Source organism: Hymenobacter cheonanensis, assembly GCF_030581075.1.
In the GTDB taxonomy this organism is placed as follows: domain Bacteria; phylum Bacteroidota; class Bacteroidia; order Cytophagales; family Hymenobacteraceae; genus Hymenobacter.
Genome location: NZ_JAUQSW010000001.1, coordinates 229821 through 241825, shown reverse-complemented (window position 1 = coordinate 241825; position 12005 = coordinate 229821). Strand labels below are relative to the sequence as shown.

Sequence of the window (12005 nt, the reverse complement as noted above, 5' to 3'; positions counted from 1 at the left end):
CCCGAACCAACCCTGGCCCGCGCGCTTATCGCCCGCTTTGCCCGAAGCTGCCGGATGCCGTAGGGCGGCGCTACTTCGACCTGTCACGTTGCCACCGTGCGCCGCTCGTCCATTGCTCCGGCAGCTTCTTTTTTAATGGGTGCTCCAGCTGTTGCCAGCAGGTAGTATCCCTTGATAATCAACATCTTACTCACCAAACCCAATGGCTTCTATTTTACGAGGCAACGACTTGCGGCAGCTCGGCTTTCCCGAGGGCCGCGCTATCGGGCTGGCGCTGGCGCAATTGCAGCGCAAAGAACACAAGCGCCTGCCCCAAACCGAGCAGCTTGCCCTGCTCAAAACCATCCTGACCAACCCCCAAGACTACCTCACCGACCTGGCCTGGAGCCACACCGCCGCCGCGCTGCTGCCGCCCCCGTCGCGGCACGTGGCGCTGGTGCCGCGCAAGGAATACGCCACGTTCGGGGCCGAGTACATTGAGCCGGGCGCCATCCACCAGATGGAAGTGGCCATGAAGTTGCCCGTGACGGTGGCCGGCGCCCTCATGCCCGATGCCCACCACGGCTACGGCCTGCCCATCGGCGGGGTGCTAGCCACCGATAACGCGGTGATTCCCTACGCCGTGGGCGTGGACATTGGCTGCCGCATGGCCCTGTCAGTGTTCGACCTGCCGGCCAAGTACCTGGGGCAGCGCACCCAGGAGCTGCGCACTGTGCTGCTCGCCAACACCCGCTTCGGCAGCGGCCGGGGCTGGGAGCGCGGGCAGCGCCTGGCCCACGAGGTGCTGGAGCGCGACGAGTTCACGGCGGTCCCGTTTCTCAAAAACAAGCACGCCGCGGCCTACGAGCAAATCGGTACGTCGGGCTCAGGCAACCACTTCGTGGAATTCGGGCTGGTTGAAATCACTGACCCGGCCAACGAGCTGGGCCTGCCGCTGGGTCAGTACGTGGGCGTGCTCTCGCACTCGGGCTCGCGGGGTCTGGGCGCCAGCGTGGCGCAGCACTACACCGGCCTTGCCCGCGACGTGTGCAAGCTGCCCGCCGAAGCCGCCTACCTCGCCTGGCTAGGCCTCGACACCGAAGCCGGCCAGGAGTACTGGGCCGCCATGACCCTGGCCGGCGACTACGCCTCGGCCTGCCACGAGCAGATACACCGCCGCCTAGCCAAAGCGCTGGGCGAAAAACCCCTGGCCAAAGTCGAAAACCACCACAACTTCGCCTGGAAGGAGCGCCTGGCCGATGGCCGCGAGGTCATCACGCACCGCAAGGGCGCCACGCCGGCCGGCGCGGGCGTGCTCGGCATCATCCCCGGCTCTATGACGGCCCCCGGCTTTATCGTGCGGGGTCGCGGCGTGCCGGCGTCGTTGGCCTCGGCCTCGCACGGGGCGGGCCGGCTTATGTCGCGCACCCGCGCCAAGGCCGAGCTAGGCGAAGCCGAAGTGCGCCGCCACCTCGCCGACTACGGCGTGGAGCTGATTGGTGGGGGCCTCGACGAGGCGCCGATGGCTTATAAAGACATCCACACCGTGATGGCCAGCCAACGCGAGCTAGTGGATGTGCTAGGCTCTTTCACGCCCAAAATAGTGCGGATGGACGGCGCCTAAAAAAAGTTCCATTCTCTAAATCCGCTGAGCTTAACAACTACGTAAAGTAGGCAGGCTCGTCAGAGCCGTGTTTTCATAGCTCAGGAAAGCCCGTTGCCTTTGGCTGCGGGTTTTTTATTTTCCGGAATATCGGCAGCTGGCGGACCCGGCAGCACCCGCACCACATCGCCCACCCGCAGGCGGCCGCCCTGGGCAATGTGCGCCGTGAGGCCGCCGTGACCGCGCATGGCGTTGTAGCCGCCGGGGCCCAGCTCTTCCTCCATGCGCGAGCAGGGGTGGCACTCGCCGGTAATATCCAAAATGACTTCCTCGCCGATTTGAATCTGGCGGCCTTTGAGGGCCAATAAGTTGAGGCCACTCACCACCAGGTTGCGCCGCAGGCGGTCCGGCGCCACCGGCTCGGGCAAGCCCAGAAAGCCCGCCACCGCTCCCAGGTGCTCGTGCTGGATAAGCGTAAGCTGGCGCTTGCCGCCCGGCTTGGGGCTAGCATGGTCGCCGGCCAGGTGCCGGTCGGTAATTACCTCGGCCTCGGGCACTGCCTCCAGGGCCGCCCGGCGCAGCGGGCGCAGGCCTATCCACTCCAGGCGGCCTTCCTGGGGTAGGGTAGCCAGCAGCCGGGCCACCGTCGATTTATCATCGCCAAAAAAAGGAAAAGCCATACCGGGCAATTTAGAAGTTGAGGAAGAAAGCTGAGTAGAAATGTAACCAAGTCAAGAGTTGGCTGCCTGGCGGGGCCACATTTCTACGCGCATATTTTTCACAGTTCGTCGGGCGTGCCGAAGCCTTCGCGGATTTCGGGGTGGCTAATCTGGCCGCCCAAGTTGCCGGCGCGCGCCAGCAGCCCAAAGCTCAGCACGGCCCCTAGCAGCGTGCCCCACGCCAGGCGCCGCGCCCAGGCGTGGCCCTGGCTCAGCTGCACCACGCACAGCAGCGCCAGCGTGGCCGTGGCGGCTAGCACCCAGTAGCCCAGCCGCGCCGCCTGCGCGTGGTTGTGAATAAGCGCCTGGCTCACGCGCGGCATGTCCTTCACTACCCGCGCCGCGCCGGGGCCGGTGAGCTGAGCCGGTAGCCCCAGCACCACGGCCAGCACAAGCGCCCACAGGCCCGCGCGCAGCACCGCATCTTGCCGCCCTAGCAGGCCCGCCGCCAGCAGCAAAGCCCCGGCCAGGGCTCCGAAAATGGGTACGTGGTTGAAAAGCAGGTGCCAGTGGGCTTGGTTCATGGGGCGCGGCGCTAGGGGAGGGCAAAGGTAGCCGCTGCCCCAAGGCCAGCCAGCCAAGGCTAGTCGTTGCGGTGGGCCGCCAGCTTTTCGTGGTGGTTGTCTTCGGCTTCTTCCACCGAGTGGGTTTCGCCCAAGTCGTTGTCGGCCCGCGCCTTATCGGCCAGCAGGCAGTAAAACTGGTGGATAAGCCGGATTTCTTCCTCCGAAAAATCCTGGGCGTTGATGAGGCGGTTGCTGGCGCCCTTGGTGGCCGCAATCAGCTCATTAAGCTTGAGGTGCAGCACTAGTGAGTCTTTATTCTGGGCGCGCTGAATAAGGAAAACCATCAGGAAAGTGATGATAGTGGTGCCCGTATTAATGACCAGCTGCCAGGTTTCGGAATAGTGAAAAAGCGGCCCCGTGATGGCCCACAGCAGCACAATGCCCACCGCCCCCACAAATACGGTGGTAGTGCCCGAGTACTTCGTGGTTTTTTCGGCAAAGCGGCCAAAGAAGGAGGCCTTATCAGCAGGCTGAGATGAAGCAGACATAAAAAAAACAGAAAAAAACAGAGCTAGCCCAACGGCTAATATCTTGCCAAGTAAGCAGGTAGCGCGTGTACGCGTACTGAAGCCCCGGATTTTTTACGTGAAACGCTGCGCAGGATTTGAAAAAATGGCGCGGCGTAGTACATTTGCACCCGCTTCGCCCCTCAGCGAAGCCGGCCCCCGGGCCGCTCCAAGCTGCCGATTGCCTTTCTGCGCACGTGGTGAAACTGGTAGACACGCCATCTTGAGGGGGTGGTGCCTTCGGGTGTGGGAGTTCGAATCTCCCCGCGCGCACGCTGAAAGAAAAAAGCCCGCTATGCAGCGGGCTTTTTTTATGCCAGTTGGCGAATACCTGGCTTATTTCTCAAATGGGTTGCCCGGCACTACCAGCACCACCCGCTCGCGCTCCACTATTACCTGGCCGGGCAGGGCACCTTTGGGCTTGCGCACAAACTTTTTGGGCGTCACCGTAACCGGGCACAGCGAGTCGTGCTGGCGGCGCGAGTACCAGCCGGCCAGCTGGGCGGCGTGCTCCACCACAGGCTCGGGCACCACCTGCCCGGCCCGGTGCCGAATAACGACGTGCGAGCCGCTCACATCCTTGGCGTGCAGCCAGAGGTCGTCCTTATGGGCATATTTCTGCGTCAGCAGGTCGTTGTTCTGGGCATTGCGCCCCACCAGAATGGTAAAGCCGTGGTCCTCAAATACCTTGAATGGCAACTCGCTGGCAGCTTTGGCCGACTCGGGGTTGGGGTCGAGGGCGTGCAGCTTGCGCCAGGTGCGCAGGCCGCGCAGCTCGGCCAGGGCTGGTGCGGCATCCAGCTCCTCCAGCAGCTCCAGCGCTTGCAGGGCTTCGGCCTCGCGCGCGGCAATGCGCGCCTGCAGCTGCCGCTCTTCTATTTGCTGATTCTTGGCTTTGCGGTATAGGTTTTCGGCCGTGCGCTGGGGCTTTTCGAGCGGCTTCAGCTTGAGAACGACCGGCTCATTAGTGTAGAAATCAACAACTTCGAGCTGCGCTGCACCCGGCGCAATGGCGTGTAGGTTAGCCATAATAAGGTCGGCGCGGTGGCGGTAGCCCGCTTCGTGGGCCAGCGCGTGCAGGCGCTGGCTAGCCAGGTGGGCGCTGGTGCCGGCCTCGTCGGCCCGGCGCGTGAGCAGCTGCCGCAGCTGGCGGCGCTCGGTTTCGAGGGCGCGGCGGGCCAGCGCCAGCGGCACAAAGCGCCGCAACGCGCCAATCGGGTCGGTGCCAGGCAGCGTTTCGAGAATTTCGCCCAGCGGCACCAGGCTCAGGCGGGTGCGGCCATCGAGGTAGATGACGTAGTAGTACGCGGGGTTTTCCAGCTCGGCTTGCAACTCGTGGGCTAGCCGCTGCTTTGCCTCGGCCGGGGCGGGGTCGTAGCCGCGGTGTTCGCGCAGGTAGCGGGCCGGCAGGTCGGCCAGGGCCGGGGACAGCTTGCCAGTGGGGCCAATGGCCGGCGCCGGCGCATCGGCCGGCAGAGGTGCCAGGTCGGCATCGGCCGTGTAGCGCTGGTGAAAGAGCTGGGCCGCCGCGCCCGGCGCGGGTCGAAAAATGGCATTCGGCCGCGGGCCGTAGAGCTTGAAGGTGAGGCTGGCCGCGGCTTCTATAAAATTGATTTGCAGTACTCTGTCCTGCGGCCAGACTTCTACACCAGCCACCGTGCGGCCTAGCAGCTCGGGCAGTAGGTCGACCGAATTTTGGCGGGCGCGGTGGAAGGTTTCGGGCAAAGCCAGCGCCGGAAAAGCGGCGCCCAGCTGCGCTTTCAGCCAAAACTCGGCGCCCGTTTCACTCAGCAAGCCAACGACTAGCTCGTCTTTTTCCTGCGAGAAGCAGCTCGCTACGCGGTAGCCGCGCAGCTGCGCGGCGAGGGCCGGGGCCAGCTGGCGCAGGAAATAATAATTGGTATGCATAAAAATAGCTCCAGCAAGTATACCGGGTTAGTTCCCCAGCTTTTTTAAGGCGAGCGCAGTTTGGAAATGGCGCTCGGCGCGGCGAATGCTCAACCAAGCGTCCGTTAAAAAAAGTAGCCCAAACAAGCTGGCAATGCCAAGTACGACGTGTGATACAGGCGGTGGAGAAATTACCAAGCTCACCATCAACAAGAAGCTCAGTACAAAAAAGCCGCCTAGCAGCCCAGGTAGCGACGGGCGGATAATGAGCTGCACGCAAGTGCCAGCTAGGGGCAAGGCCGCCTCGCTTGCCGCCCGCCAATGGCCGTAAATGACCGGCCCGTTCGACCGGCCCCGGGGCATCCGGGCTCGGAAGGTGTGCGCAGCCAGCTGCACCTCGCCCCAGCAAGGCAAGCGGCGAATGCCCAGCCACCAGAGCAGGCCCGCCGGGCGCGGCAGCACCGTGTGCTCGAGCCGCCGCACCAGCGCCGTGGGGGGCAGCGGGGAGCTATACTGCCGCCGTAGGTAAACCACTAGGTGCATATTATAAGCGACTGGCCTTCAAGGCACAACCTTATATCTCTACCACCAAGCCATCATAAGCCAGCCGCAGCCAGGGCGGCAGGGTAGCCTCTACCTCGCGGTGGCGGCCTAGCTGGTGGCTGATGTGGGTGAGGTAAGCCCGGCGCGGCTTTAGTTCCTCCAGAATGGCCACGGCCTCGCCCAGCGTGAAGTGGGAGAGGTGAGGCTCGTGCCGCAGGGCGTTGAGTACAATGGTGTCGCAGCCTTGCAGCTGGGCTAGCGTGCTATCGGGCAAGAAGTTAGCGTCGGTCAGATAAGCTAGCCCGCCCAGGCGGAAGCCCAGCACGGGCAGCCTGTGGTGCAGGGCCCGCAAGGGCTGCACGGCCAGGCCCAGCACGTCGAAGGGCTGCTGGTCGTCCAGTATCGGGTGCAGGCCCACCTGCGGCACGCCGGGGTATTTGTGCTCGGCAAACACGTAGGCGTACTCGCGCTTGAGCTGCTCGATAACCCGGGACTCGGCAAAAACCGGCATTTCCTGCTGCTGCCGGAAGTTGAAAGCACGCACATCGTCGAGGCCGGCGGTGTGGTCCTTGTGCTCGTGCGTAAACAGGATGCCGTCGAGCCGGCTGATATGCGCCCGCAGCATCTGCTGCCGAAAATCGGGGCCGGTATCCACCACCAGGCTGCGCCCCTCCACGGCCAGGTGCACCGATACGCGCAAGCGCTGGTCGCGGTGGTCGAGCGAGCGGCATACCGGGCAGGTGCAGCCTATCATCGGCACCCCCGACGAAGTGCCCGTACCCAGAAAAGTCAGCTTCATAAAATTTACTTATCAATTATGAATTAGAAATTATGAATTAGCGGGCGGTTTGGGGCGCCGTGCCCGAAAGAAAATTCATAATTCATAATTTCTAATCCATAATTAAAAGTTTACCCCACGTATTGGCGCACCACGCGCACCAGGGCGTCAAAATCCAGGGGCTTGGGCAGGTAATCCGTAATGCCAGCCTCCCGAAACTGCTCCATCGAGTAGTTGTTGGCGTTGCCGGTAATGGCGATAACGGGCAGCTGGTTGATGCGCGGGTCGGCGTGGGCCCTTATGTCGCGGGTGCACTCAATGCCGTTGCGCACGGGAATATTAATGTCCATCAGTACCCCATCAACAGGCTGGCTCTCAAGCTGCTTGATAACTTCACCGCCGTTTTTGGCCAGCACAATGCGGTATTTTTGCTGTTCCAGAATCTTACGGGTCAGGCTAAGAATGACTGAGCTATCCTCGGCAATAAGGATGGTTTTGGGGGTAGCGGTGGGAGTCATGTGGAAGAGATGGATGAAAAAATGCAGCTAAAAATGAAAGTAAAAAAAAGGCAGGCCGGAGCCGCTGACAAGCGGCCCCGGCTACCACTAGGGCTAACCCGGTGTGAGCAGGCTGGGATAATGGGCAATGAAAAGAGCGAATAATTTATTAAGCTCGGGCAGGCCACTGTCAATTACCTGAGTTTGCTGTTTTTTGATGGCTTTCTCCAAAGCTAAGGCCTGCGTAGCCAGCTTGGTGAGCCCTAGCGTGCCGGCCGTGCCCTTGAGCTGGTGCAGCAACGGGTGGAGCTTGTCTAACTCGGTAGCCTGCCAATGCTCATTTATCTGGGCCATCAGGGCGGTAGTTTCCTCAATAAACTCGCCATAAAGCTCAGCCGTGAACTCCTCGCCGCCCAATTGCAGCAGCTGCTTCAGCACCTCGGGGTCCACGATGGCCGGGGCGGGCTCGGGGGTCACCTCGGCGGGCTTGGGAGCGACTGCCGGGGCGGCTATCCAGCGGGCCAGCGTTTGGGCCAGCTGCTGTTGCTTCACGGGCTTGGCCAGGTAGTCGTCGAGGCCCGCTTCTACAAAGCGGGCCGCATCGTCGGGCATAGAATAGGCCGTCATGGCCACGATGGGTGGGCTAGCCGCCCCCAGCTGCGCCTTAATGGCCCGGGTGGCGGCAATGCCATCGAGGCCCGGCATCTGGATGTCCATGAAAATAAGCTGGTAGGCCGCGCCCGGCGCCGTAGCCCGGGTAATGGCCTCGTAGCCATCGCTGGCAATATCGACCTCGCAATTAAGCTTGCCCAGCAGGCGGGCGGCCACTTTCTGATTGATGGTGTTGTCATCGACCAGCAGCACCCGCGGCGCGGGGCCCGGGCGGGCCCCCACCAGCGGGGCAGGCTCGGGGGGCGCCACCAGCGCCGCCGTAGCCGCCGAGGTGGGCACCTGGCAGCGGATGGTAAACCAGAAAATACTGCCCTCGCCCGAGTCCGACACCACACCGATGGTACCCCCCAGCAGCTCGGCCAGCTCCTTGCTGATGGCCAGCCCCAGGCCCGTACCGCCGTAGGCCTTGCTAGGGGTGGTGTCTAGCTGGGTGAAGCTGGTGAAGAGGCGCGCCGCATCGGTGGCCGAAATGCCGATGCCCGAGTCTTGCACCGCGAAGCGCAGCGTGTAAAAATCGCCCTCCGCCCGCGCTGCCGATACCACCACGCTCACGGTGCCCTGCGCCGTAAACTTGATGGCGTTGGCAATGAGGTTGGCCAGGATTTGCAGCAGGCGCGTTTCGTCGGTGATGATGGAGGCCGGGGTGCCGGGCGCCAAATGGCAGGTAAAGCGCAGGTTTTTCTGGTTGGCGCGGTACAGAAACAGGGCCCGCAGGCGGTCGAGCAACGGCTCGAGGGCTAGCGGGGCCTCGTTGAGACGCATCTTGCCGGCCTGGATTTTCGACAAGTCCAGAATGTCATTCAAAATGGTCATCAGCGCCTCCGAGCTGGTGCCCAGCGTGTCGACGTAGTCGGCCTGCTCGCCGCTCAGCTGGGTTTGGCCCAGCAGGTCTATCATGCCGATAATACCGTTCATGGGCGTGCGCAGCTCGTGGCTCATGTTGGCCAGAAACTGCGTTTTAGCCTCCGAAGCGGCTTCAGCTTCCTCCTTGGCCAGGCGCAAATCGTCCTGGATACGGCGGATTTCGGTGATGTCGCGCGCAATGCCCTCGGTGCCAAACCGCGTGCGGCGGGCATTAATGAGTACGCTCACCGGGTAGCCCTCCTGGTGGCGCAGCTGGGTTTCGAAGTTGCGCAGCTCGCCCTGCTTCAGCAGCTTTTGGCGCAGTATCTGGTGCTGCTCGGGCTGCCAGTAAAAGTCCTCTATGCGGTAGCTAAGCGCCTCCAACGGGCTGTAGCCCAGTACTTCGCGCAGCGAAGGACTGAGAATGGTGAAGCGCCCCTCGCGGTCGGTGCGGTAGTACACATCTTGAAACGACTCAAAGATGGAGCGAAACTTTTCCTCTTGCGCGGCTAGGGCCAGCTGCGAGTTTTTGCTGGCCGTAATGTCCTGCGCCTGCGCCGTAATCTCCTCAAACGAGCCATCGTTGAGGTAGATAGGGGCCAGGTTGATGCTGAGCCAAAGGCTAGGTGACCGGGGCTGGCGCAGCTGGGCCTCGAACTGCTGGGGCTCGCCGCGGGCCGCGGCCAGGTAGCTGCGCCGAAATAGCTCGCGCGTGGCCTCGTCGGCCAGCGAAATGTCAGTTTCCAGCACGTTGAGCCCCGGCGTGGGCAGCGCGCCATTGCGGCGCTGGTAAAAGGTAGCGTAGTTGCGGTTGAACGACACGAGGTTGCCGCGCCGGTCCACGTTCCATATCAGCTGCGAGCCGCTTTCAAAAATGGCACTCAGGCGCGCGTTCTGGCGGGCCACGTATTCCTCCTGGCGCTTGCGGTCGATGGCCAGCGCCACCTGCCCCGAAATGAAGTGCAGAATGTCGAGGTCGGCGGGCGTGTACAAATCCACGCGGTCGTATTCCTGCACCGTGAGCACCCCGATGGTGCGGTCGCCCACGCTCAGCGGGGAGGCTAGCAGCACGGCGGGCAGCCGCCCGAAGGCCGTCATCTCGCCAGTGCGCATGAGGCGTAGCAAATCGGCCTGCGTGAAGAACATGGGCTGGCCCTGCTCAATCACGTATTCGGTAATGCCGAGCGAGAATGGGCGGCCGTCGCCCTGCTCAAAATAGGCGTGCTGGTCGACGTAGTACACAAATTGCAGCTGCGTGCGGGCGTCGTCGCAGAGCGCAATAAAGATGTTATTCGTCTCAATAACCTTGCCCAGCTCGCGGTGAATGGCGCCGTAGAGCGCCGGCAGGTCGTGGGCCGAAATGGCCAGGTTGGCAATGCTGTAGTAGACCTTTTGCAGGCGCTCGGCCTTGATGCGGTCGGTAATGTCGTGCAGCACGGCCCGGGCGCTGGGCAGGCGGCCCGGCTGCTGCTCGCTGCTCACCGAGCCAATGAGGTGCACGGGGCGGCCGGCCTTGGTCAGTAGTACAGTCTCTAACTTATTGAGAGCCTGGCCTTCGTAGAGGCGGCGCAACTGGTAGAGCAGCTTGGCGCGGTAGTAGGGGTGCACCACATCGGTGAGCGGGCGGCCTAGCAATTCCTCTTCGGTATAGCCCAGCTTTTCCTGCCCGGCCCGGTTCACGAAGAGCAGCAGGTTGGTGGCGCTCAGGTGCAGAATAAGGTCGTGCGAGCTGTCAAAAAACTCGCGCAAGTAGGCCGGCTCGGGCAGCAGGGCCGGGGCGCGGCCGGGCTCATCGTGGTTCAGGGCGTGGCCCACGGCCCACATACCCGTAAGGTGCCCTTTGGGGTCGCGCACCAGCTGCGACTGCCACTGCAACATCAAACTTTCGCCTGTGCGGGTTGTCAGCTCCATTTCGTAGTATTCTTGGTGCGGCGCTTCATCGCGCAATATGCGTAGCAGATGCGCCTGGCGCTCGGCTTGGTGCGCCGGGGGCGTGAGCAGCCGGTGGTAGGCCTGCCCCAGCAGCTGCGAGCGCTCGTAGCCGCTGAGCCGCACAAAAACATCGTTGACTTCCACGATGCGCCCGCCGCCGTCGAAAACCACGTAGGCAAGCTGCAACTGGTCGAACATGTGGGCGGTAGCCGGCAAATGCGGCCCCGGAGAGTGAACGGGCATAGAGTGCGACAAACGGGTTGCCGGGGCTGAGGTTGCGGCTGGCGGCGCGGCAGAAGTAGTTTTGGCCGGAATTTACGGCGGCTGCGCCGTTTTACCTAGTTCGTGTCCATTTCAGCCCCCCGCCTGGTTTTCGCCGTTACCACCGACCTGAGCTACGACCAGCGGATGCAGCGCATTTGCGGCAGCCTGGCGCGGGCCGGCTATGAGGTGCTGCTCGTGGGCTGGCAGCGCCCCGCTTCGGTGCCGCTGGGGCCACAGCCGTATGAACAGCACCGGCTGCGCGGGTGGTTTCAGCGGGGTAAGCTTTTTTACCTCGAGTATAACCTGCGGCTGCTGCTGTACCTGCTGCGCCAGCGCGCCGCCGCCTGGGCTTGCGCCGACCTTGATGCCGCGCTGCCCACCTGGCTGCGCGCCCGGCTAGGGGGCCAGCCCTTCGTGTACGATGCCCACGAGCTGTTTACGGAGGTGCCCGAAGTAGTGGCCCGGCCCCGCGTGCAGCGCCTCTGGCAGTGGGTAGAGAATTTTATTGTGCCCCGCGCCCGGCTGCGCTACACGGTGGGCCCGGCCCTGGCCGGCCTGTTTGAGGCCAAGCACCCCGGCTGCCCGTTTGGCGTGGTGCGCAACGTGCCGAGTGGGGCCGCGCCGGCGGCAGCTCCACTCGGGCCGCTGCCCGGCGGCCCGGTGCTGCTTTACCAGGGCGCGCTCAATGTGGGCCGGGGCCTGGCCGAGCTGCTGGCGGCCATGCCGCAGGTGTCGGCGCGGCTTGTCATTTGCGGCGAGGGCGATTGCTCGGCGGCTTTGCGCCAGCAGGCGGCGCAGCTAGGGCTGCTGGCCTCGGGGCAGGTCGAGTTTACGGGCTACGTGCTGCCTGATGAGCTGCGCCACCTCACGGCCCAGGCCACGGTGGGTATTATGCTGCTCGAAAACACGGGGCTCAGCTACTATTATTCCCTGGCTAATAAGTTTTTCGATTACGTGCAGGCCGGCATCCCGCAGCTCTGCATCGCCTTTCCCGAATACCGCGCCCTGAACGCCCGGCACGAGGTAGCCGAACTGGTGCCCGACCTGGCCCCCGCCACCCTGGCGGCAGCCCTGGCGCGGCTGCTGCCCGGCGGCCAGCCCGGCGCCCGCTACCAGCAGCTGGCGGCCAACTGCCGCACAGCCCGCGCCGAGTGGAACTGGCAGCAGGAAGAAAAAGTGTTACTCCGTCTTTACCACACCCTGCTAGGCAGGTAAG

Annotated in this window: 10 protein-coding genes and 1 tRNA gene; 3 read left to right on the top strand and 8 right to left on the bottom strand. The window is 63.4% G+C overall.

From position 1 onward, the window contains the following. Window positions 1-202: 202 nt before the first annotated feature. Window positions 203-1603: an RtcB family protein gene (locus tag Q5H89_RS01105; RefSeq protein ID WP_305017440.1), complete on the top strand. Its 1401-nt coding sequence runs from the start codon at window positions 203-205 to the stop codon at window positions 1601-1603. A gap of 80 nt (window positions 1604-1683) precedes the next feature. Here the strand turns inward: Q5H89_RS01105 and Q5H89_RS01100 are convergent, their stop codons facing one another. The 3 genes from Q5H89_RS01100 to Q5H89_RS01090 all read right to left on the bottom strand — a co-directional run bounded on the left by Q5H89_RS01100 (window position 1684) and on the right by Q5H89_RS01090 (window position 3355). Further along, entirely contained in the window at window positions 1684-2262 is a 579-nt protein-coding gene (locus Q5H89_RS01100) for an MOSC domain-containing protein (RefSeq protein WP_305017439.1), read from the bottom strand. Between the two features lie 98 nt (window positions 2263-2360). Further along, window positions 2361-2825: a hypothetical protein gene (locus tag Q5H89_RS01095; RefSeq protein WP_305017438.1), complete on the bottom strand. Its 465-nt coding sequence runs from the start codon at window positions 2823-2825 to the stop codon at window positions 2361-2363. Between the two features lie 59 nt (window positions 2826-2884). Continuing rightward, complete coding sequence (locus Q5H89_RS01090) at window positions 2885-3355, bottom strand: low affinity iron permease family protein (protein WP_305017437.1); 471 nt, start codon at window positions 3353-3355, stop codon at window positions 2885-2887. Between the two features lie 209 nt (window positions 3356-3564). Here Q5H89_RS01090 and Q5H89_RS01085 point away from each other — a divergent pair. Next, window positions 3565-3646, top strand: a tRNA-Leu gene (locus tag Q5H89_RS01085). A 63-nt stretch (window positions 3647-3709) separates the two neighbouring features. Here the strand turns inward: Q5H89_RS01085 and Q5H89_RS01080 are convergent. The 5 genes from Q5H89_RS01080 to Q5H89_RS01060 form a co-directional block, all read right to left on the bottom strand. Next, entirely contained in the window at window positions 3710-5281 is a 1572-nt protein-coding gene (locus Q5H89_RS01080; RefSeq protein WP_305017436.1) for an NFACT RNA binding domain-containing protein, read from the bottom strand. A 27-nt stretch (window positions 5282-5308) separates the two neighbouring features. Beyond that, the gene (locus Q5H89_RS01075) at window positions 5309-5536 is read right to left on the bottom strand and encodes a hypothetical protein (protein ID WP_305017435.1); all 228 of its coding nucleotides are present in this window, start codon (window positions 5534-5536) and stop codon (window positions 5309-5311) included. Between the two features lie 298 nt (window positions 5537-5834). Further along, complete coding sequence (locus Q5H89_RS01070) at window positions 5835-6602, bottom strand: MBL fold metallo-hydrolase (protein WP_305017434.1); 768 nt, start codon at window positions 6600-6602, stop codon at window positions 5835-5837. Between the two features lie 110 nt (window positions 6603-6712). Then, window positions 6713-7099 carry a response regulator gene (locus Q5H89_RS01065; RefSeq protein ID WP_305017433.1) on the bottom strand — a complete coding sequence of 129 codons (387 nt, stop codon included), beginning with the start codon at window positions 7097-7099 and terminating at the stop codon, window positions 6713-6715. A 93-nt stretch (window positions 7100-7192) separates the two neighbouring features. Further along, complete coding sequence (locus Q5H89_RS01060) at window positions 7193-10768, bottom strand: PAS domain S-box protein (RefSeq protein ID WP_305017432.1); 3576 nt, start codon at window positions 10766-10768, stop codon at window positions 7193-7195. Window positions 10769-10870: 102 nt separating this feature from the next. On the opposite strand from Q5H89_RS01060, the gene Q5H89_RS01055 reads away from it, so the two are divergent. Then, complete coding sequence (locus Q5H89_RS01055) at window positions 10871-12004, top strand: glycosyltransferase (protein WP_305017431.1); 1134 nt, start codon at window positions 10871-10873, stop codon at window positions 12002-12004. Window position 12005 lies beyond the last annotated feature (1 nt).